Raw genomic sequence first — 21,444 nt, 5'->3', positions numbered from 1 at the left:
CACCGGCGTCGGCCTATTCGAGTGCGCGGCAGAGGGATACCGCGCATCCTGCGGCCCGCCGGATGCCATGACCCATCTCACGGAGGAGGCGGGCAGCATGATGTTCGAGTTCGCCGAGGAAAACAGTCATCTCGACTCCGACCGATTGGCTGATATCAAGGTCATCGGGGTCGGCGGCGCAGGTGGCAACGCGGTCGGTCGCATGATCGAGGCGGGGCTGGTCGGCGTCGAATTCTTCGCGGTGAACACGGACCTGCAGGCACTGCAGGACTCGCCCGCCCACCGCACCCTCCAGATCGGCGCCCTGCGCACCAAAGGCCTCGGTTCGGGCGGCAACCCGTCGGTCGGCCGCGCGGCCGCCGAAGAGGACCTCGAACATCTCCGCGAATCCCTGGCCGGCGCCGACATGGTGTTCGTGACCGCCGGCATGGGCGGCGGCACCGGCACCGGCGCCGCCCCGGTCATCGCGCGCGTGGCGCGCGAGCTGGGCGCGCTCACCGTCGCCATCGTCACCAAGCCCTTCCGCTTCGAGGCCTCGGTCCGCATGCAGCAGGCGCTGGCGGGCATCGAGGAACTGCGCCAGTCGGTCGACACCCTCATCATCATCCCGAACCAGCGGCTGCTGGAAGTGGTGCCGGCCAACACGAGCATGCGCGAGGCGTTCCGCATCGCCGACAACGTGCTGTACGAGGCCACGCGCGGCATCTACGAGATCATTTCGCGCCACGACCACGTGAACCTCGACTTCGCCGATGTGCGCACCGTCATGAAGGACATGGGCCAGGCCATGATGGGCACGGGCCGGGCCGAGGGCCCGAACCGCGCCGTCGAGGCCGCGCGCCAGGCGATCAGTTCGCCGCTGCTGGAGAATGTGGACATCCGCGGCAGTCGTGCCGTGCTCGTCAACGTGCTGGGCCGCGAAGTCGGGCTGCAGGACACGGCCGAGGCCATGGAGTACATCCAGGAAGCGGCCGGCCCGCAGGCCCACGTCATCTTCGGCTACGGCAACGACGAGTCGATGGGCGAGATGCTGCAGCTGACGGTGATCGCCACCGGCTTCGATGCGGCGCGCGACGATGCGCAGGCGCTCACGGCGGCCGTCCCGGCCGCACTGGTGGACACTGCTGCTGAAGCGATCGTTCCGACCGAAACGGCCGCAACCGGCGATGCGATGCCGGAGTCCGCCGAAGCGGCCGGGCCGATCATGACCTATGTGGACAGCGACGCGATCGGCGCCGACGAGATCTGGACCGAGCCCTGGCCGGCGTCGACGCTGGCCGGCGACGAGGCCATCGAGGAGGCTGCGGCTGCCGAGGCCGCTGCCCGCATCGCCGCCGAGCTGGAGGAGCGCGCGCGCGAGGAACAGGAACTGCTCGAACTCGAGGCGCAGCTGCTTGCGCTCGAGGAAGAGGAACTCCGCCTGGCCGCCGAGGCCGCCGAAGCCGAGGAAGCCGCCCGGCTGCTGGCCGAGGAAGAGGCCCGCCTGGCCGCCGAAGCCGAGGCGGCAGCGCGCCGGCTCGCCGAAGAGGAACTGCGCCTGGCCGCGGAGGCGGAAGAGGCCGCCCGGTTGCAGGCCGCCGAAGAGCTGCGCCTGGCTGCCGAAGAGCTGCGCCTGGCCGCAGAAGCTGAAGAGGCCGAGGAAGCCGCGCGCCTGCGCGCCGAGGCCGAGGTGCGCGATCGCGCCGAGTATGAAGCGCGCCTGCGCGCGGAGATGGAAGCGCGCGTGCAGGAGGAAGTGGAGGCCCGCCTTCGCGACGAGCGGGAGGCGCGCCAGCGCGAGGAACAGCGCCAGCGCGACCTCGAGGAACTCGAAGCGCGTGAACTGGCCGAGCAGGAGGCGCTGCTCGCCGCCGAGGAACTCGAAATCGAGCCCGCGCCCGAGCCCGGCCTGCCGGAGCCCGAGGCGCCGGTGCACACGCACGAGGCCGCTGCCGCCACCGTGGCGCCGTGGTCGCTGCGCAAGGCCGTCAGCGACGTGCAGCCCATCGCCGGTCGCATCGTCAACGGATTCCTGTCGCGCGACGCGGTGGCCGGAGGCGAGCCCCGCACGCCGGCGCGGCTCGACGCGCGTCCGGCACCGGAGCGCCCCGCGGCTGCCGTGGCGGCTGCCGGCTCCGGCCGGTTCCTGACCCCGGTCGGTACGCGCAGCATCGGCGAAGTGGAAGTTCCCGACGGCGCCGCAGTGACGCCGCCCGTCACGCGTTCGGCCGCGGCCGGCCTGGGCCCCGACAATCCGAACGCCGACCTGAGCGCGCCGGCCTACACGCGCAAGTACATGGACTGAGATGTCCCTGCTGGGCCGGTTCCTTGGCGGTGACGGCAAGGCCAGCGCCCGCGGGCTGGCCCTGCTCGAGGAAGGCCGCTTCAGCGAAGCGGCCGAGCAGCTGCGCCTTATCGCCCTTGGCCCCGGCGGCACTCCCGAGGATTCCCTCTCCAGTTACCACTTCCGGCATGCCCTGCTCGGCGAGGGTCGCCGCCTGCTGCACGCGGGCGACCCCGCGCGCGCCGTACCGTGGCTGGCAGAGGCCGCATCGCTGTGGCCGCGCTACGCCGATCTCCAGTTCCTGCACGGCGCCGCCCTGCTGCTGGCCGGCGGCAGCGGGGGCGATGAAGCACTGGCCGCCGCCCGCCGCTCGCTGCGCCTGAACCCCGACTACATCGAAGCCCGCCTGCTCGAGGCCGAGGCGTTGCGCCGGCGCGAACGTCCGCGCGAAGCCGCGGCCGCGCTCGATGCACTGGTCGAATCGGGACGGCGCGTCGATCACTGGCTGGTGGCCGAACTGACCGGCGGCGCACCGTACGCGCCCGAGACGGTGCCGGCCGACCTCGCGGCGCGCCTGGTGCGGGTCGTGGGCGGCAGCTCGCCGAAGGAAGAGGTGGCTGCGGCCGTGGCCTTGTGCCGCGCCGGCCACTGGCAGGACGGCCTGGATCGATTCGACGACCTGGTGCAGCGCCATCCGCGCTACCCCGACTACCGCACGCGGCAGGCCGCGGCGCTGTTCCAGCTGGGGCGCAGCGAAGAAGCATTGGCCGCCGTCGACGCCGCGCTGGCCCTGAACGAGAACTACCGCCTGGCGCAGGACCTGCGCGGGCTGGTGCTGGCCGACCTGCTGCGGGTGCGCGAGGCGCGCGAGCACTTCCGCGCCGTCGACGAGGCGCGCGCCGCCGCCGCGGCGCCGGGTGAAGCGACGGCCCTGCCCGCGTCCGAGCAGCTGTTCGGTGCCTATATCCGCGGCGTGGTGACGTTGCTGGCCGGTGATGCGGCCGGCGCCCTTGCCCTCCTGCCGACGAACCCGGAACTGGGTCGCGAGTTCGCGCGCGCCGACCTTCTGCGCGCCGCTGCCGAGGTGCTCTCGGGGCAGCCCGCCGCCGGTGCGCGGCGCCTGGCCAGGCTGGCCGAGCAGTGGCCGGCCGAGCCGCTCTTCCACCACGTCCTGGTGTCGCGCCTGGTCACGGGCGGGCAGTGGAAGGAAGCTGCACAGCAACTCGGGCGCTGGCCGTCGGCCGGCCAGGGCGATGCGCGTCCGCTCTACCTGGAGAACCTGCTGCGCCTGGAGCAGGGTCGCGCGCTCGTGGAGCCCGCGTCCGGCGCGGCCACGACCACGGCCGCCGATGCGGCCGTGCCTGCGGGCGAACCCCGGGTGGACGCCGATGCCTGGCGCCTGCTCGCGGCACGGGCTGCGCTGCGGCGAGGCGAAGCGGCCGCGGCGTGGGAGACGTGCGCGCAACTCGCGGCCGAGGGTCGGCAGACCGCGCCGCTGGTGGCGCTGCAGACGGCCGCCGCGCTGGCGCTGGGTGGCGATGCCGCCGCCGGATGGGAGCCGCCGCTGACGGCGCCGCTGTCCGACCTGCCGTCGCGCATCGCCTGGCTGCATGCGCGCGGTTGCGGCGCGCAGGCAGAGGCATTCGCGGCCGAGGTCGCGCGCCTGCATCCGGAACTGGCTGAGGGCTGGTGGCTGTCGGTGCGGTTCTGGCTGGCGCCGATCCGGGCCTGGCTTTCCTAGCCCGGACTATTCTTCAGGAGAGACCGTTCTTCAGGAGAGACCATGCGTGCGCGTCGCCAGCAGGCGGCGCACTTCGTTGGTCAGCGCGTCGAGGTCGTAGGGCTTGCTCATGTACGAGTCGGCCTGGTACTGGTAGCCGCGCACCTTGTTGCGCTCGTCTTCGCTCGCGGTCAGGATGAGGATCGGCACATCGACCATCGTCATCAGGCTGCGCACGCGCTTCAGGAAGCCGAACCCGTCGAGCACCGGCATCATCAGGTCGAGGATGACGCAGTCGGGTGTGCCCGCCTGCATCGACTGGAAGCCCTCGAGCCCGTTGACGGCCTCGCGCACGACGAAGTCATGGCAGGTCAACTGCATGCGCAGGATGGTGCGCAGGTCCGGATCGTCCTCGACGACCAGGATTACGGGTTTCGCGCCTTCGCTCATGGCGATATCTTCCCTCGTGCGCAGGTCCGTGCCCCGTTGCGTCCCGTCGGGCTTTCGCTTTTCGGGAACCCGCGTCCGGGCGGGGCGGTTCTGAGGCCGGTTATCGGCCCGGCCGCCGGTGACTTGATCCAATCCTCGAACACCGATCCGATCGTCGAAAAAGAGGGGTCCTGCTTGTCGATGGAATGCAGATTCAGTGCCGATTCCGCGATTCCGCGCCATTTTCACCGTTTCAGCGGCCGCGCCCGGTCGCTGGCGCTGGTCGCGACCGCCGTCCTGGGGCTCCTGGCAGCCCTGCCGGACGGCACCGCCCGGGCCCAGTCCGGCCCGGCGACCGAGCCCCAGCAGCGGACCCCGGCGCCGGCCACCGGCGGCTCCACGACCTGTTCGCGGGGCCGCGACCTGTACCGCCGCGGCGAGCACGAAGCCGCGCGCACCGCGCTGCTGGAGTGCCTGGCCACTGAAGGCGACCGCCTCGACCTGCTGCTGCCGTTGACCGTCATCGCCCTGCAGGCCGGGGATGCGGCGCAGGCCCTGCGCTTCTCCGAGCGTGCGCTGGTCGTCGGTCCCGAGGAACCGGAAGCGCTGTACTGGAACGGCCGCGCCCTGCTGGCCAACAACCGCGGCGCCGATGCCCGCGCCCGCTGGGAAAAAGGCCTGCAACTCGATACCGGCCACGTCGGCATCCTCGAAGGGCTGGCCCGCCTCTCGGTGGCCGACGGCGATCCCACGCGCGCCTACCAGTTCCTCATGCAGCTGCGCCAGCGCGGCCTGGACCAGGCCTGGCTGCACCGCCTGCTGGCCGACATCGCGGCCGGCAAGGGCCTCTGGACGCAGTCCCTGGCCCACTTGCAGGACGCGCTGGTCCTGGAGCCCGACCAGGCCGCCGACTGGCTGAGCGCGGCCGAGCTGGCCATCCTCGGCGGTAACCATCCCAAGGCCATCGAGTACGGGCGCCACGCCGTGAGCCTGGCCCCCGGACGCGGCCAGCCTCGGCGGCTTGGGCGAGGCCTTCTTCGCCGCCGAGCAGGTCGATTCGGCGCTTGTCTACCTGCGCCGCGCGGTGGCCGTGGGCGGCGGCAAGCCGCGGGTGCGCTTCAATTACGCCAACGCGCTCGAGGTGGCCGGCCTGGTCGACGAGGCGGATCAGCAATTCAGGTTGTTCCTGAAGGAAGAGCCGAAAGATCCCGTCGGGCACTTCAATTACGCGATCCACATGCAGAAGCTGGGACAGCTCGATGCCGCTCTCGCGTCGGTGGACACGGCCCTGCGCCTGGACCCGGCGATGCTCACCGCACGCGTGGTGAAGATCCAGGTCCTGGAGGACATGGCGCGCTGGGATGACGCCCTGGCCGCGGTCGCCGTCCTCAAGTCGCAGGACAAGTCGAACCAGGCCGAGCTGACGGCCTGGGAGCAGCGCCTGGCCGGTCGGCGCGACGCTGCCCGCGGCGCCCAGGCCGAGGGCAAGATCCACCTGCTGCACATGGTGCTGAACAATCGCCAGCTGCTCGACCAGGTGACGGCCGCACTGGCCGGCGGGGCGGACTTCGCCACGCTGGTGGTGCAGCATTCACACGGCGCGGGTGCGGCGCGGGGCGGGGACATCGGCTGGATCAGGCCGGAAGAGATGATGGAGCCGATGCGCAGCGCCATCCAGAAGTTGCAGCCAGGAGAAACAAGCCCCCCGATCGAGTCGAAGGGCTTGATTCACCTGTTCAAGCGGATTCCCTGAGGGGAAGAAGAGATCTAGACGACCTTCTTGATGGTCCCGGTGCGGATGCAACGCGTGCACACATAGGCGCGCCGGACCTTGCCCTCGAGTTCGTACTTGATCTTCTGCAGATTCGGCAACCAGCGATGGCGCGTCAAGTTGTGCGCGTGGCTGACGCGATTGCCGTACTGGGGGCCCTTGCCGCAGACCGAGCATACCCTGCTCATGACGCTTCCTTCCGCGCGGCCGATTTTCGCCGGCGCTGACGTTGAAATCACAAGTCGCGCAATCTAACATGCTGGCCGGCAGGCGGCAAGGAATTAGTGATCGGGCCCCTTCGGCGGGGCCCACAGGCCCCGGGGGATCATGGCGGCGCCCTTTAATCTTGAGACTCATGTCCAATTCCTCAAGTCCGTGGGCCCGGCCCGGGCCCGGGCGCTGGACCGCCTGGGCATCCTGACGGTGGGCGACCTGCTATCCCATTACCCCCGCCGCTATTTCGACCGCAGCGCCACCGTACCCATCGGCCGGGCCCGCCCCGGCACCGAAGCGACGGTCCTGGGCGAGGTCCTGACCGCCGGCGACCGCAGCACCCGCACCGGCGGCAGCCTGTTGACCGTCTCGCTGGGCGACGACTCGGGCGTGCTGTTCTGCGTCTGGTTCAACCAGAAGTACCTCAAGAACCAGTTCCGCCCCGGCCGCAAGGTGATGGCCAGCGGCCTGGTGCAGCGCCACCAGGGCCGCCTGCAGCTGGCGCACCCCGACTTCGAGATCCTGGACGACGAAGGGGACGACGACGGCGGCGCCGTGCCGGCCGGCCTGCACACGGGGCGGCTGGTGCCGGTGTACGGGCTCACCTCGGGCATCGGCCAGCACTGGCTGCGCGCGCTGGTCTTCCAGTCGCTGGAGCGGCTCGGGCCGCAGATCCCCGAACTGCTGCCTGCCGAGATGACCCGCCGCCGCGGCCTGCCCTCGCGGGCGCAGGCGCTGCGCGACATCCACTTCCCGGCCGACCAGCGCGCGCTGGAATCGGCACGCCGTCGCCTCGTCTTCGAGGAACTGTTCACGGTGCAGCTGCTGATGGCGCTGCGCCGCCGATCTGCGGCGGCAATCGGACCCTGCGCGAACTGGAGAAGCCCTTTGACGACGCGGCCGCCGGCGGCCCCGGTCTTTGCGGGCTGCTCGACCGGACCCAGACCAGGCTGGGGCAGCCGGATCCTTCGCCGGAAGCTGAGATCTCCCTTCGTTGAAATCTGCGACATTCTGGCGACCCAGCGTGACCTCGCCTTCCTGCGCGCGCACCCCATGCCCGTGCCGTTCACGGAGGCGCTCCTGAGCGGCGTCGACCGCTACGCGCGCTCGCGGATAGGTGCGCAGTGGAATCGCCCGGGTTCGCCGCTGGCGTCGATCCGGCGTGCACTCCGGTTCAGCGACGTGCGAACGCGCTGGTGCGCGCCGTCGCCGATGCGGCCGAACCGGCGCGGTGCGCCGGCGCCTCGCCACGCGCAGCTTCACGGGGATCCGGACGGTCCGCTTGGCGCAGCTGCTTCGACGAGTAGCCGCGGCTGCAGCGACGGTAGAGGCGGCCAGTCGCGGCCACGGTGCTTCGGTGTGGTCGGCGGTGCGTTGCGATGCCAGGTTGCGCGAGACGCGGCGCGGCGAGCTTGAGCGACTGGTGTCAGGTGCCGCGGAGCTGGACGCGTTGACCGCATTGGCCTCATTCGGACGTTGATCGCGGCTACTGCGCCCGAAGTCGCGGACGCTGAACCGCGATTTGCCGCCAGGCGGTCTCCATCATCCGCTGCTGGAGGCCGCGGCCGTCGGCAACGAACTCAGTCTCCGGCAGCGAATGCGCACGTGATCTTCCTGACCGGATCGAACATGGCGGGCAAGAGCGGGGGGGGGCGGGGGGGGGGGTGGGGGCCCTTTTCCCCCCCCGGGGGGCCCGTTGGCGGGGGGCCCCCCGGGGGGGGGGGGGGGCGCGGCCGTCCCCTACCCCCCCCCCTGGTCCACGATTCCTGAAGTCGGTCTGGCGTCGCCCAGTTGCTGGCCCGCGGGGGGGGGGGGGGGGGGGGTGGGTGGGGGGGGGGGGGGGGGGGGCGGGGCGGGGGGGGGGGGGGTCGCCGGGGTTGGGTTTGGCGGGGGGGGGGGGGGCGGGGGGGGGGGGGGGCCCGGCCCCCCCGGCCGGCGGGGGGGCCGGGGGGGGGGGGGGGGGGCGGGGGGGGGGGGGGGGGGGCGGTGGGGGGGGCGGGGGGGGGCGGGGCGACGGGGGGGCGGGCGGGGGGGGGGGGGGGGGGGGCGGGGGGGGGGAGGGGGGCGGGGGGGGGGGGGGGGGGGGGGCGGGGGGGGGGGGGGGGGGGGGGGGGTGTCGGAGGGGGCCTGCTTGCGCCGGCGCAAGTCCTGCGCGGGGGGCCGGGGGGGGGGGGCGGGCGGCGCCGCCGCCGGGCGGCGGGGGGCGCCCCCCCCGCCCGGCCCCGCCCCCGGCCCCCCGCTGCCCCCCCCCCCCCCCGCGCCCGGCCGCCCCCCCCCTCCCCCCCCCCCCCGCCCCGCCCCCCCCCCGCCCGCCCCCCCGCCCCCTGGCGCGCCCGGCCGCCGGGCTGTCGCGCGGGGCGGGCCGCCCGGCTGGTCCGGCGCGCCCCGGCGGCTCCCCCCCCGCGCGCTGCGGGCGTGGGGTGCTGCGGGGCCGGGCGCCCCCCGCGCGCCGCCCCGGGGGCGCGCATCACGGGGGCAGGGGGCCCCCCGGGGGCGGGACAAGGCAGAAGGGGGGGGGGGGGGGGGGGCGCGCCGGTCGATGCGCTGTTCACCGCGCTCAACACGGCCGACGACCTGGACCGCCGGCGTCCGCCCTCACCGGCCCGGCGCGCGCGGGGGCGGGCGGGCCCCCCGGGCGGGGCCCGGTGAGCCGAGGTTCGGCGTGGCCGCCGCATGAAGCAGGCTGCTCGAACTGGTGGCCGGGAGCCGGCGGTCGCTGGTCCTGATCGACGAGGCGTTCCGCGGGACCAACGTCCTGGATGCCACGGACGCGACGCCGCTGGTCGTGGCCGGGTTCAGCGCCGTCGGCGGCAGTGCGCGGCCTGTTCGCGTCGCACCTGGCAGCGCTGGGACCGGATCTGGCCGCGCACGGCGTGGCTTCCGGAAGTCGTTCGCGGGCGAAGTCCGCGACGGTGTGGCCTGCCGTCCGGGGGTCGTTGATCACCGGCTTCGCGACCGGGTCTCCGACCAGCGGTTTGGCCGCCTTCTTCTCCTGGAGCAGGAAGGCGTGTTGAAGCTGGGGCCCCCGGGGCCGGCGGCGGGGGGCGGGGCGGCCCGGCGGGGCGGCCCCGGCGGCCGGGCCGCTGGCGTCGGCTGCCCGCCCTGATTGACGCGCACATGCCCTCTTGCGGTCCCGCAGGCGCCGACCGACCGTGTGGGGTGCCCTCACGGACGTGGCGCCGTGCGGCGGAAAGGTGCTTCCCTTGGTTCTTCCGTTCATCGTTCGCCTGCGGTTGGCCGCAACCGCTTTCGCGTGCGCCCTGTTCGCGCTCGCCGGCCAGGCTGCGGCACAGGCCGATCTGCCCGCTCATCTGCGTGCCGCGATGCCGGCAGGTGGTGTGGTCGCGCACGGTGAGCCCTGCGGCAGCGATTGCTACCTGGTTTTCACCTGCGCGGCGGGCGACACGACCGGCGGCACCGTGCTGCGCCTGGCCGGTCGCGCCGGCGAGACGCCGCGATCGATAGCCGAAGGCGCCTGGGTGCGCTCGGACCTGGCCGGTGCTGGCGGTCTCGTGCGCGGCTACGGCGAACTGACGCCTGACCAGGTGCGCGCGGCGATCGAGGCCGTGCGCACGAACCTGCGCCCGCGCGAGAACGTGCGCGACGTGCGCGTGCCGGCGCCGAAGGCGGACAGCGGAGACACGGTCGTGACCGTGGAACTGGCGCGCGACGGCGCCGGTCCCGGCCAGTCGCGCGTGTTGCGGGTGCACCTGGCGGCTGACGGTGCCTTTGTCGAGAGCCGCGGGATCGCGACGCACTGAGCTGCCTTGCGCCCTCCCGGCACCCGTGCTTCCATGTGGGGATTCCCCGACGAACCGTGCCCGATTGCCGGAGGCTGGTCCCGCCCGTGACCCCGCTCGCGCCCAACGCCACCACCGCCGCCGTCTCCTGCCGCGGCCTCGTCAAGCGCTACCCCGACGTGCTGGCCGTCGACGGCCTGGACCTCGATGTGCTGCCGGGCGAGTGCTTCGGGCTGCTGGGGCCCAACGGCGCCGGCAAGACCACAACCGTCGAGATGCTCGAGGGCCTGACCACGCCCGACGGCGGCACCATCACGCTGCTCGGCGAGCAGTGGGGGCGGGGTCGCGACCGGCAGTTGCGCCAGCAGGTGGGCGTGGCGCTGCAGGAGACCAAGCTCTCGGAGAAGCTGACCGTGCGCGAGACGGTGCGGCTGTTCCGCAGCTTCTTCGAGCAGGGGCGCGACATCGAGGATGTGATCGAGGTGGCCGGGCTGCAGGAGAAGCGGTCGGCACGCGTGGGCAAGCTGTCGGGCGGGCAGAAGCAGCGGCTGGCGCTGGCCTGTGCGCTGGTCGGCGCGCCGAAGCTGCTGTTCCTCGACGAACCGACGACGGGGCTGGACCCGCAGGCACGGCTGCACGTGTGGGAACTGGTGGAGCAGTTCAAGGCGCAGGGCGGCACCGTCATCCTGACCACGCACTACATGGAGGAAGCCGCGCGGCTGTGCGACCGGGTGGCCATTGTCGACCACGGGCGCATCATCGCGCAGGACACGCCGGCGGCGCTCATCGCCTCGCTGGGTGCCAGCCAGATCGTCACCTTCACGATTGATGGCGAGCCGGGTGACGGCGTTCTCGCCGAAAGCGCGCTCGCCGCTCTGCCGGGGGTGCGCTCGGTGACGCCGCAGCAGGCCGCCTGGGTGCTGAGCGTGGACCAGGCCGGCGCCACGCTGCCGGCGATCATCGCGCTGCTGGAATCGCGCGGGTTGCGCATGGACAGCCTCAGTACGCACCAGGCCACGCTCGAGGATGTCTTCGTGCACCTGACCGGGAGGGGCCTGCGTGAGCAGTAGGCAGGCTGACCCGGGTCGGCGCGCGGGTGCGCTGATGGAGTTGACGCGCGCGCGCGTGCTCGAGTTCGTGCGCGAGCCCGAGGCCGTGTTCTGGGTCTTCGTGTTCCCGGTGCTGATGGCCGTGGCGCTGGGCATTGCCTTCCGCAGCCAGAACGGCGGCCGCACGCCGGTGGCGCTGCTCGCTGCGGGCGCCCCCGAGGCGCGCGCCGAACTCGAGGCGAAGCTGCGCGCCTCGCCGCTGCTCGAGGTGAAGGTGCTGGACGACGAGGCCGCGTCGCTGGCCCTGCGCAAGACGCGGGTCGAGGTGATCGTCGCGCTGGATGCGGGTGCGGCGGAACCACGTCGGCAGACGCCGGCAGTCCCCCGGCACTGACCTACCGCTACGACGGCGCCCGCGCCGAGGGCCGCGCGGCGCGCCTGCTCGTCGACGACGTGGTGCAGCGCGCCTGGGGCCGGGCCGACACGCTGGCCTCGCGCGACGAGAACACGCCGCGCCGCGGCGCACGCTACATCGACTTCCTCATCCCGGGGCTCATCGGCCTGAACCTGATGGGCAGCGGCCTGTGGGGCATCGGCTTCTCGGTCGTGATCGCACGCACGAACAAGCTGCTCAAGCGGCTGGCCGCCACGCCCATGCGGCGGGGCGACTACCTGCTGTCCATCGCGCTGTCGCGGCTGGCGTTCCTGGGGCTCGAGGTGCTGGCCATCGCCGGCGCCGGAAGGCTGCTGTTCGGCGTGGAGGTGGCCGGGTCCATCGTGGCGCTCGGGCTGGTGTCGCTGCTGGGTGCGCTCAGCTTCGGCGGCATCGGCCTGCTGGTGGCCGCGCGGCCCCGCACCATGGAAGCCGTGAGCGGCTGGATGAACCTGGTGCAGCTGCCGATGTGGCTGCTGTCGGGCACCTTCTTCAGCTACGAGCGTTTCCCGGAGTTTGCCCTGCCGTTCATCCGCGCGCTGCCGCTGACGGCGCTGAACGATGCGCTGCGCGGGATCATGAACGACGGCCTCGGCCTGGGCGCGCTGTGGGCGCCGGTGCTCATCCTCCTGGCCTGGGGCGTGGTCGGGTTCGGCGTGGCGGTACGGATCTTTCGCTGGCAGTGATCTCCTGTTATCGTTGGGCGCCAGCCGGCGCCCCGACGTCCGTGCGGGGCTGCCGGTCACGACCGCGCCTTCCGGGGGTTGCTGTATGTCCCATCGCCGGACCCTGCCTGCTTTCATCCTTGCCCTCATCTTCCTGATCGGCGTCGTGCCGTGCCGGGCGACTGCCGCGCCGGACACCGCCACCTCGTGGACGCACGTCACGGTCGTCGCAACCGACGGCGCGCGGCACGCCGACGTGTCGCTGGCCTGGGCCCTGGGTGGCTACCTGCTCGAACTGACCGGCAGCGACGGCACGGTGACGACGCTGGCGCCGTTGCAGGTCAGGGCGGTGCTGGCGTTCGACGGCCGCGACATCATCGACGAAGTGGGCGCGGCCTGCCCCGCCGAAGACATCGACTTCCAGTTGCTGGGCGAGGGCAGCCGGGTGCCGTTCGTGTTCGGGGCGATGATCGACACGGGGATCGGCGGCGCGGTCGGAAACGCCGAGGATGGCGGCAGCGTGACGCCGGTGGGGCTGGCCGGGGTGCGCATTGCCGCAAGTGAGCGGGTCCACCTGCGCGTGGGGGTGCGGCGCCTGCAGCAGGTCGAGGGGACCGAAGCCAGCGGCGTCAATGTCGAGGCGCACGCCACCGACCTGCTCGTGACGGTCGGCGCGCGGCTGAAGCACCCGCGCGAGAACGACAACTACAGCTACCTCGAGGGCGGCCTGGTTTGGACGCACTTCGACGAGACCTTTGACGAAGCGGGGGCGCGCGCCGCGGAAGCCGGCGCCGCCGGGCCCGGATTCACCGTGCAGGGAGGCGCCGTGCTGCCGCTGGGGCCGCGGCTGGGCGTGGACATCAGCGGCCTGTTGATGCTGCGTCCTTCGCTGATTGCCGGCAACGACCACAGCCTGCACGCGGGAATGAACGTTGCCCTGACCTTCCGTACCGGAGGAACTTCCCGATGAGCGACGATCGCGACTTCAGCAACGCCTACGACGACGCCGCGCGCGCCGCCTCGTACGACCAGCTCGAGTACCCGGCCACGTACCATCTGGCGTTCCGCGACATCCCGGAGCTGGTGAAGCGGCACGCGCCGGCGCAGGGACGCCGCGCGCTGGACTTCGGCTGCGGCGCGGGCCGCTCCACGCGCTTCCTGAAGCAGCTGGGCTACGAGGCCTGCGGCGCCGACATCTCGGCGGCGATGCTCGACCTGGCGCGCGGCCGCGACCCGCAGGGCCTGTACGTGCAGGTGGCCGACGGCGACCTCGGTGCGCACGTGCCCGGGCCGTTCGACCTGATCCTCTCGGCCTTCACCTTCGACAACGTGCCCGGCTGGGAGAAGAAGGTGGCGCTCCTGTCGCAGCTGCGCGCGCGGCTGGCGCCCGGCGGCCGCCTGGTGAACCTGCTTTCGTCGCCCGACATCTACACGCACGAGTGGCTCTCGTTCTCGACGAAGGATTTCCCGGAGAACCACCAGGCACGCACGGGCGATGTGGTGCGCATCATCATGCTCGACGTGCCCGATCGTCGCCCGGTCGACGACGTGCTCTGGGAGCGGGCCGATTTCCTGGAAGTGTACCGGCGCGCGGGGCTGAAGCGGGTGGAGGAGCATTACCCGCTCGGGCGCCGCGACGAGCCGTTCGCCTGGGTCAGCGAATGCGATGTGGCGCCGTGGGTCATCGACGTGCTGGGGGCTGCCGGCTGAGCAGGACAGTGCGGCGCCGGTTCACAATGGTGTCCCGGCATTCCCGGAGAAGTGCTATCGTCATGGCAGGGAGGCCGCCGCCCGGCGGCCGGGAAGGGAAAAATGCCATGACGAGACTGAACACCGCCTTGACGATGACCACCCTGCTGCTGGTCACAAGCCTGGCCCACGCCACCGATCCGGTCGAGATACCCTGGGCACCGCGCGGCCTGGTTGGCGCGGACGTGCACGTTGTCGAGCTCATGTCGGGTGATCTCTACGTGGGCGCCTCCGATGGACTGCACATCCTCGACCTCCCGACAGGAACCTGGCTGCCGCTGACGCGCGAAGGCGCGGCCGGCTGGCCGGTGACGGCGGTCGGCCGTTCGCCGTACCGCGAAGACCGCGTCATCACCGGTCGCGTGGACGACGGAGGGCTGGGCGCCATCGCCCTGACTGCGTTGGCCGATGGCGTGACCGAAGTGCGCCTGGGTGGACTGCCGGGCCCGCTGTCGAAGGTGGACTTTTCCGCGTATTTCGACAATTACCGGCTGTGGGCCTGCGTACCCGGCGTCGGTGCTGCCGGGAGTGCCTTCCAGTCGGGCGACAACGGCGACACCTGGGTGCCGTTGACCGGGCACGGGCTCGAACATCCGATCGGATTCTCCTCGGCGATCGAGTTTGGCACCGGGTGGCCGCCGCTCGTGCGTTTCTACCTCGCGGGCGACACCGGGGTGGCGTGGACCAATGATCACGGCCTGTCCTGGGTGCCCGATGGTGACGGCCTGCCGGCAGAGCCGGTGCTTGACCTGTTTGTCGAGGACGACCTGGTCTACGGCATTCCGGACAAGACCCTGGGCCCCACGTTCGGTTTCGCAGCGACGGACGCCGGCCTCTATTTTCGCAACTCGGAATCGGACCCCTGGGAATCGATCCTGTCGGATGCGTGCCGCAAGGTGCGCTTCGTCGGCGGTCCCGCCAGTTTCTCCGGCCGGATCTACGTCCTGACCGACGATCGGCGCCTGCTCAGCAGTGACATCGTGAGTGGCGGCGACGGCAGCACCACTGTTGGTGACTGGATCGACTGGTCGGCCAACCTCGACGACGTCATCACGGACTTCGACGCGCATTTCTCGTTCCTGGCCGTCGGCACCGAGGCTGATGGCGTGTTCACGAAGGCCTGGCAGCAGTCCTCTGCGGCGGACCTGCCGGCCGCCCCGGACCTCGCCCTGCGGACGGCGCCCAACCCGTTCAATCCGGCGACGACCCTCAGCTTCCAGGCGCCGACCGCGGGCCCTGCCCGCCTGGCGATCTACGACCTGCAGGGACGGCTGGTGGAGGTGCTGCTGGACGGGGACGTGGCGGCCGGACCGGTGCAGCGGGAGTGGCGGCCGTCGGGCCGGGCCAGCGGCGTGTTCATGGCGCGGCTGGAATGCGGCGGGGCGGTGGCCGCGCGGCGCCTGGCGCTGGTGCGCTGAGGCCTGGTCTTTCGCAGTGAGGACTTGCGCCGGCGCAAGTGCCGGCGCGGGTCTTCAAGTAACAATCGAAACCGATGCGGCAATTCATTGTCATTATTGACAATGCAGGCCAGGGCGGCGGCGGGGGCCGCGGGTGGTGCACCGCCCGCCCGCCTGCGCCCGCCCGCAGGGCTCGTCCGCGGAACCTCCCCGGGCGATTGAGCTTGCCGCGCGGGGCCCCGTCGGGTATATTGGCATCACCCAGAGACCCCACGGCAACGCAGGTGGGCTTTTTGAGGTGGGCTTCTAGTCCACTTTTTTTTTGAGCCCGATGGAAGGTGGCCACGCATTGGCCGAACCCGGAGCCCCCGAGAGCACGCGATTCGAACCGCGCCGCATAGCGGCCGAAGTGATTGCGTTGCTGGAAGGGGAGCTGGCGCAGCAGGGGTTCAACCTGCTCGACGTCCGCGTCTTCCGGGGCGGTGGCCGCATCATCCTTCGCATATTCCTCGATACGGCCGAGGGCGGCATCACGATGGACGAGGTCGCGACCGCGTCGCGAACCGCCAGCATGCTGCTCGAGGAAGCGGATCGCATCAGCGATGCGTACGTGCTCGAGGTCTCCTCGCCCGGGGTGCGCCGTCCGCTGCGCACGCGTGAGCACTACCTGGCAGCAGTCGGGCAGCGCGTCGAGGTGAAGGTGGCCGTCACCGACGGCTCCAAGCGCCTGCGTGGCACGTTGCTGGAAGTGGGCACGACGTCGGTGACCATCCGGCCCGTGCCGCGGTCGGAGAACGCGCCGGCGCCTTCCGAGGGCGAAGCGAAGCCCGCAGCGGCGCCGACGGCGCCGGCTTCGGAGGCCAAGCCGGTGACCATCGGGTTCAATCGCCTGCGCGAAGGCAATCTCGATCCCGAGTTCGATGTGCAGGCGATCATCCACGCGGACCGCCGGCAGAAGAAGGATGCGAAACAGCAGGCGCGCCGCGAACGTCCGGCACGCCGCAAGGGCCGACCCAAGAACCGGGACGGCGCCAAGCCGGCCGACGGCAAGGACAAGCAGGAGAGTTAGCGCATGGACCACAACGTCCTGAACGCCCTGACGGAAATCGTCAGGGAAAAGAACATCGACAAGGCGATCATCATCGAGTCGCTCGAGGCCGGCCTGCAGTCGGCTGCCCGCAAGAAGCTGGGCGCCGAGGCGAACATCTACGCCAAGGTCGATCCGGTGACGGGCGAGATGACCGTCGAGATGGTCAAGACCGTGGTCGAGGAACTGGACGACCCGGACACCGACATCTCGCTGGAAGAGGCGCAGCTCGAGTTCGGCGATGAGGTGGGTATCGGCGACGAAGTGCGCTGGGAGCTGCCCCTGCAGGACTTCGGGCGCAACGCCATCCTGGTCGCGAAGCAGATCCTGGTTCAGAAGGTCCGCGAGGCGGAGCGCGCGCAGATCTTCGAGGAGTACAAGAACCGGGTCAACGAGATCATCGTGGGCACCGTGCAGCAGGTCGACCGCGGCAACGTGCTGGTGAACCTGGGCCGCACCGAGGCCATGATGCCGTTCCGCGAGCAGATCCGCGGCGAGAAGCTGCACCAGGGCAAGACGGTGCGCTGTTTCATCATCGAGGTGCTCGACAACGCCAAGGGTCCGCAGGTGATCCTGTCGCGCAGCCATCCCGGGTTCCTGAAGGCGCTGTTCGAACAGGAAGTGCCCGAGATCCAGGAGAAGATCGTCGAGATCAAGGCCGTGGCGCGCGAGCCGGGAACGCGCTCTAAGATCGCCGTGGTGAGCAACGACGACCGCGTGGATCCCGTGGGCTCGTGCGTGGGCATGAAGGGCAGCCGTGTGCAGGCCGTCACCCGCGAGCTGTCGGGCGAGCGCGTCGACATCGTGCCCTGGAGCCAGGAGCCGAGCCTGATGATCGCGCGCGCCCTGAGCCCGGCCATCGTCAGCAACATCCTGCTGCACCGCGACCGCAACGAGGCCACGGTCATCGTTGCCGACGACCAGCTCAGCAAGGCCATCGGCAAGGAGGGCAAGAATGTCCGCCTGGCCGCCAAGCTGACCGAGTGGAAGATCGACCTCGTGTCGGCGCGCGAGTTCGGCATCCGCCAGCGCGTGGTCGACGAGATGAGCATGAAGCTCTCCGAGATGGAGGGCATCACGCCCGAGCTGCTGGTCGTGCTCGAGGCCTCGGGCATCGACTCGATCGACGCCCTGGCCGACGTGCCGTACGCCGACCTGATCAAGGTGCCGGGCGTGGACGAGGACCTTGCCGAGACGCTGCAGTCGACGGCCCAGGTCACCTCCGACGAGCTGAAGAAGCTCATCGAGAAGACCATCAACGAAGAGCTGGCCAAGGAAGTCGCGGCCGAGAAGCCGCTGTTCGACGAGTCGGCGCTGGCCGAGGGCGCCATGGAGTCGGACGAGACGCTGGCCGCGTTCGAGCAGGGCGACGTGCCCATGCCGAAGGGCGAACTGTTCAAGGACTTCCCCGAAGGCGACGCCGCCGAAGAGAAGGAAGAGCCCAAGGTCGACCCGTTCGCCAACACGGAACTGGACGACTAGTTGAGCAGCGGCAGGCAGGTCGACGCCGACAGGGACGGCTTCAGGGACGTCAACGCGGCGGGCAATGTCGATTCGGCCCGGTTGCTGGGCCTGCTGGGCCTGGCCCTGCGGGCCGGCAAGCTGCAGATGGGCATGAGCGCGGTCGAGCAGGCCGTGCATCGGGGGAAGCTGCCGCTGGTGATCCTGGCGGCTGATATGGGGCCATCGCAGCGCAACCGTGCGCTGCGGCTGGAGCCGGTACGCGGGTTCGTGACCAACGCGGTCACGGGCGCCGACCTGGCGACGGCGCTGGGGCGCAACAAGCTCTCGATCGTGAGCGTGTGCGACCCGGGTTTCGTCGACGGGATCCGGAAACTGGGGTGACGTCTGGGCGCCGGGCCGATTGGGCCGGGCGCGGCGGGCATCCCGCTGTCGGAGGTTGTGCGAGTTGTTGAGGAAGCTGCGCGTCTACGAGCTGGGTCGCCACTACGGCGTCGACAGCAAGCAGATCATGGCCTTGCTCCAGAAGATGAAGGTGGAGGCCAAGAGCCACATGAGCGTCATCGAAGACGAGGATGTGGACAAGGTCCACGCCGTCTTCCAGCGCAAGCGTGAACTCGCGCGCGAGAACTACGCGCGCTCGCACGGGCTGAACCCCGACCAGTTGAAGAACGTGGCCGCGCTCAAGCCGCTCGAGAAGCCGGTGCCTTCCGACGAGCCGGAGCCCGAGGTCAAGGTCACCAAGAAGAAGGTGACCAAGAAGAAGGTCGTGGCCAAGCAGAAGGTGCTGGTCATCAAGAAGGCCGGCCAGGCGACTGCCGTCTCCAAGAAGGCGCAGGCCGAGAAGGACGCGCAGGAGCAGGCGCGCCAGGCCGAGATCGACCGCCGCAAGGAAGATGAGCGCAAGCGCGAGGCCGAGCTGGCCCAGAAGCGCGAGGAGCACGCCGCCGAGCGCCAGGTGAAGGCGCGGCTGGTGAAGAAGGTCGACCTGCCGAAGGTCGAGGAGCCCGTTGCGGCCCCCGTGCCCGAGCCCGAGGTGCCGGTCATCGAGCCGGTCGAGGTCGCGATCGAGGCAGCCGAGGCCCCCGTGGCCGAGGCTCCTGTCGAGGGTGCGACCGACGACGCGGCGTCCGCCGAAGCGGCGCCGGCTGCCCCTGCCCCTGCGCCCGGTGCGGCGCCGGCAGGTGCGCCCGTGGCGGCCCATCCGCTGGATCGCCTGGGCACGAAGAAGAACGACGGATTCAAGCTGGGTGACATCGTTCGTGCGGCGCCGCCGGCGCGAGCTGCTTCCGGCACCGCACCCGGCGGCACGACGACCATTGGCGGTGCTGCCGGTGCGGCCGGCGCGGCCGGATCGGTCTCCAGCGAGACGGTGCGCGACTCGATCAAGGCGGCCATCCAGCGCCGTCGTGACGAGGCCGACGCCCGTGAGCTCAACGCGAGGACCAAGCGGGCCCGCAAGAAGAAGAAGAAGGTCGACGAGGCTGAAGTACAGCGCGCCGTCAAGCAGACCATGGCGGCACTGGGTGCAGGCGCCGGGAAGAAGAAACGTCGCAAGGGCGGCGAAACGGAAGACGACGAACCGGTGGAGATCACCCTGCTCAAGCTGACCGAGTTCATTACCGTCCAGGAGCTGGCCGACAAGCTCCAGGTCAAGTCCCAGGAACTGATCGGCAAGCTGTTCAGCGTGGGCATCATGGCCACCATCAACCAGCGCCTGAGAAGACCAGCATCGAGCTGCTGGCTGCCGAGTACGATCGCGAAGTCGAGTTCCTCTCCGAGTACGGCGAGGAAGTGCTCGAGGTCGCCGAGGTCAAGGAAGAGGACCTGGTGGATCGTCCGCCGGTCGTGACCGTGATGGGTCACGTCGACCACGGCAAGACGTCGCTGCTGGACCGGATCCGCCACACGAACGTGATCGCGGGCGAGGCCGGCGGCATCACGCAGCACATCGGCGCCTACACCGTGGCGACCGAGAAGGGCCCGATCACGTTCCTGGATACCCCGGGCCACGCGGCGTTCACCGCCATGCGCGCCCGCGGCGCCCAGGTGACGGACATCGTCATCCTGATCGTGGCGGCCGACGACCGTGTCATGCCGCAGACGGTCGAGGCCATCTCGCACGCGAAGGCGGCGGGTGTGCCCATGATCGTGGCGATCAACAAGATCGACCTGCCGGGCGCCCGTCCGGACCTGGTGAAGCACGAACTGCTGCAGCACGGCATCGCCGTGGAAGAGTTCGGCGGCGCCACGATGATTGCCGAGATCTCGGCCAAGAAGGGCATCGGCATCGAGGCCCTGCTCGACCTGATCCACCTGCAGGCCGAGGTGCTGGAGCTGAAGGCCAGCCCGAAGGGGCCGGCGCGCGGCATCGTGATCGAGGCCAAGAAGGAACAGGGCCGGGGCGTCGTCTTCACCGTGCTGGTGGAGCATGGGACCCTGAAGATGGGCGACAACTTCCTGGCCGGCATGGTCGACGGCAAGGTGCGCGCCCTGCAGGACGAGCGCGGCAAGACGATGAAGGTCGTCATGCCGGGCGAGCCCTGTGAGGTGCTGGGCGCCTCGGCGGTGCCCGAGGCCGGCGACCGCTTCTACGTGCTCGAGTCGGAGCGCGAGGCCCGCGAGCTGGCGGCCAAGCGTCGCAGCCTGCAGCGCCAGCAGAAGCTGGTCGGTCCGAAGCAGGTCATCGACCTGGACAACCTGGCGGCCCTGATGACCGCCGGCGACCTCAAGGAACTGCCGATCATCATCAAGGGCGACGTGGCCGGTTCGGTCGAAGCCCTTGCCGACCAGCTCATGGAGCTGAACACCGCCGAGGTGCAGATCCGCATCATGCACAAGGCCGTGGGCGCGGTTTCGGAATCGGACGTGCTGCTGGCCGCGAACGTGGGCGCCATGATCATCGGCTTCCACCTGCGTCCGGGCGCGGCGATCCAGGACCTGGCCAAGCGGCACAACGTGACCATCGAAGTGTTCGACATCATCTACGAGGTCGTCGACACGCTGAAGAAGGCCATGGCCGGCCTGCTCGGCAGCATCAAGCGCGAGGTTTCGACCGGTCGCGCCCAGGTGCGCGCCGTGTTCCGGATCCCGAAGGTCGGCTCGGTGGCCGGCTCGATGGTGCTGGACGGCGTGATCAAGCGCAACTCGCGCGCCCGCCTGGTGCGCAACGAGATCGTGGTCTTCGAGGGCAAGGTCAACTCACTGAAGCGCTTCAAGGAAGACACGAAGGAAGTGGCCACCGGCTACGAGTGCGGCATCGGGCTCGAGAACTTCTACGACATCGAAGAGGGCGACGTGCTCGAGTGCTACGAGATCGAAGAGATCAAGCGCACCGAGTTGTAGGCTGGCGATGGATACGAGTCCGGGCAGGCTGTCCTCGGGGCTTTGCCCCTGCGGATTGCCTGCCCGGACTCGTATCCATCACCAGCCTACGGTGGGTTGCCTCTTCGAGGGACTCATGGCAT

The 21,444-nt window shown here is 70.9% G+C and carries 17 protein-coding genes and 1 pseudogene; 16 read left to right on the top strand and 2 right to left on the bottom strand.

What is annotated here, in order from left to right:
- The first annotated feature begins 100 nt into the window (after positions 1-100).
- Positions 101-1,063 (top strand): annotated as a pseudogene (gene ftsZ, locus IPG61_02805) (cell division protein FtsZ).
- A gap of 1,222 nt (positions 1,064-2,285) precedes the next feature.
- Positions 2,286-4,004 carry a hypothetical protein gene (locus IPG61_02800; protein MBK6733020.1) on the top strand — a complete coding sequence of 573 codons (1,719 nt, stop codon included), beginning with the start codon at positions 2,286-2,288 and terminating at the stop codon, positions 4,002-4,004.
- A gap of 30 nt (positions 4,005-4,034) precedes the next feature.
- On the opposite strand, the gene IPG61_02795 is transcribed toward IPG61_02800, so the two are convergent.
- Entirely contained in the window at positions 4,035-5,366 is a 1,332-nt protein-coding gene (locus IPG61_02795; protein ID MBK6733019.1) for a response regulator, read from the bottom strand.
- 67 nt (positions 5,367-5,433) lie between these two features.
- Between IPG61_02795 and IPG61_02790 the strand changes: the two genes are divergently transcribed.
- The gene (locus IPG61_02790; protein ID MBK6733018.1) at positions 5,434-6,165 is read left to right on the top strand and encodes a peptidylprolyl isomerase; all 732 of its coding nucleotides are present in this window, start codon (positions 5,434-5,436) and stop codon (positions 6,163-6,165) included.
- 14 nt (positions 6,166-6,179) lie between these two features.
- Here IPG61_02790 and IPG61_02785 read toward each other — a convergent pair whose 3' ends face one another.
- Positions 6,180-6,371 carry a 50S ribosomal protein L28 gene (locus tag IPG61_02785; GenBank protein ID MBK6733017.1) on the bottom strand — a complete coding sequence of 64 codons (192 nt, stop codon included), beginning with the start codon at positions 6,369-6,371 and terminating at the stop codon, positions 6,180-6,182.
- Between the two features lie 187 nt (positions 6,372-6,558).
- Here IPG61_02785 and IPG61_02780 point away from each other — a divergent pair, with 187 nt between their 5' ends.
- From IPG61_02780 to infB, 13 genes are all read left to right on the top strand, one after another.
- Positions 6,559-7,812, top strand: coding sequence for a hypothetical protein (locus IPG61_02780; GenBank protein MBK6733016.1), 1,254 nt, complete (start codon positions 6,559-6,561; stop codon positions 7,810-7,812).
- Positions 7,813-9,599: 1,787 nt separating this feature from the next.
- Positions 9,600-10,157 carry a hypothetical protein gene (locus IPG61_02775; protein ID MBK6733015.1) on the top strand — a complete coding sequence of 186 codons (558 nt, stop codon included), beginning with the start codon at positions 9,600-9,602 and terminating at the stop codon, positions 10,155-10,157.
- Positions 10,158-10,243: 86 nt separating this feature from the next.
- The gene (locus tag IPG61_02770; protein ID MBK6733014.1) at positions 10,244-11,206 is read left to right on the top strand and encodes an ABC transporter ATP-binding protein; all 963 of its coding nucleotides are present in this window, start codon (positions 10,244-10,246) and stop codon (positions 11,204-11,206) included.
- Positions 11,196-11,579, top strand: a complete 384-nt coding sequence (locus tag IPG61_02765; protein MBK6733013.1) for a hypothetical protein — start codon at positions 11,196-11,198, stop codon at positions 11,577-11,579. Before IPG61_02770 ends, IPG61_02765 begins: the two co-directional genes overlap by 11 nt.
- Positions 11,580-11,641: 62 nt before the next feature.
- Positions 11,642-12,304: an ABC transporter permease gene (locus tag IPG61_02760; protein ID MBK6733012.1), complete on the top strand. Its 663-nt coding sequence runs from the start codon at positions 11,642-11,644 to the stop codon at positions 12,302-12,304.
- A gap of 85 nt (positions 12,305-12,389) precedes the next feature.
- A complete protein-coding gene (locus tag IPG61_02755) occupies positions 12,390-13,253 on the top strand; it encodes a hypothetical protein (GenBank protein MBK6733011.1) in 864 nt (287 codons plus the stop codon).
- Positions 13,250-13,993, top strand: a complete 744-nt coding sequence (locus tag IPG61_02750) for a class I SAM-dependent methyltransferase (protein MBK6733010.1) — start codon at positions 13,250-13,252, stop codon at positions 13,991-13,993. The genes IPG61_02755 and IPG61_02750 overlap by 4 nt, the downstream gene beginning before the upstream one ends.
- Positions 13,994-14,100: 107 nt before the next feature.
- Positions 14,101-15,450 (top strand): T9SS type A sorting domain-containing protein, encoded by a 1,350-nt coding sequence (locus IPG61_02745; GenBank protein ID MBK6733009.1) that lies wholly within the window; start codon positions 14,101-14,103, stop codon positions 15,448-15,450.
- 328 nt (positions 15,451-15,778) lie between these two features.
- Complete coding sequence (locus tag IPG61_02740; protein ID MBK6733008.1) at positions 15,779-16,498, top strand: hypothetical protein; 720 nt, start codon at positions 15,779-15,781, stop codon at positions 16,496-16,498.
- Positions 16,499-16,501: 3 nt separating this feature from the next.
- Entirely contained in the window at positions 16,502-17,998 is a 1,497-nt protein-coding gene (gene nusA / locus IPG61_02735) for a transcription termination factor NusA (protein MBK6733007.1), read from the top strand.
- Positions 17,999-18,361 (top strand): ribosomal L7Ae/L30e/S12e/Gadd45 family protein, encoded by a 363-nt coding sequence (locus tag IPG61_02730; protein MBK6733006.1) that lies wholly within the window; start codon positions 17,999-18,001, stop codon positions 18,359-18,361.
- Positions 18,362-18,425: 64 nt separating this feature from the next.
- Entirely contained in the window at positions 18,426-19,829 is a 1,404-nt protein-coding gene (locus tag IPG61_02725; protein ID MBK6733005.1) for a translation initiation factor IF-2 N-terminal domain-containing protein, read from the top strand.
- Positions 19,772-21,322, top strand: coding sequence for a translation initiation factor IF-2 (gene infB / locus IPG61_02720; protein MBK6733004.1), 1,551 nt, complete (start codon positions 19,772-19,774; stop codon positions 21,320-21,322). Before IPG61_02725 ends, infB begins: the two co-directional genes overlap by 58 nt.
- The last annotated feature ends 122 nt before the right edge of the window (positions 21,323-21,444 follow it).

This window comes from bacterium (genome assembly GCA_016703265.1).
Lineage (GTDB): Bacteria > Krumholzibacteriota > Krumholzibacteriia > LZORAL124-64-63 > LZORAL124-64-63 > CAINDZ01.
This window is presented reverse-complemented; position numbering and strand designations above follow the sequence as displayed.

What these genes read in the sequence shown, in the direction of transcription:
- IPG61_02795 (MBK6733019.1), bottom strand. Translation starts at nt 5,366, where the DNA reads ATGGTTACCGCCGAGGATGGCCAGCTCGGCCGCGCTCAGCCAGTCGGC.
- IPG61_02800 (MBK6733020.1), top strand. Translation starts at nt 2,286, where the DNA reads ATGTCCCTGCTGGGCCGGTTCCTTGGCGGTGACGGCAAGGCCAGCGCC.
- IPG61_02785 (MBK6733017.1), bottom strand. Translation starts at nt 6,371, where the DNA reads ATGAGCAGGGTATGCTCGGTCTGCGGCAAGGGCCCCCAGTACGGCAAT.
- IPG61_02750 (MBK6733010.1), top strand. Translation starts at nt 13,250, where the DNA reads ATGAGCGACGATCGCGACTTCAGCAACGCCTACGACGACGCCGCGCGC.
- IPG61_02745 (MBK6733009.1), top strand. Translation starts at nt 14,101, where the DNA reads ATGACGAGACTGAACACCGCCTTGACGATGACCACCCTGCTGCTGGTC.
- IPG61_02755 (MBK6733011.1), top strand. Translation starts at nt 12,390, where the DNA reads ATGTCCCATCGCCGGACCCTGCCTGCTTTCATCCTTGCCCTCATCTTC.
- nusA (MBK6733007.1), top strand. Translation starts at nt 16,502, where the DNA reads ATGGACCACAACGTCCTGAACGCCCTGACGGAAATCGTCAGGGAAAAG.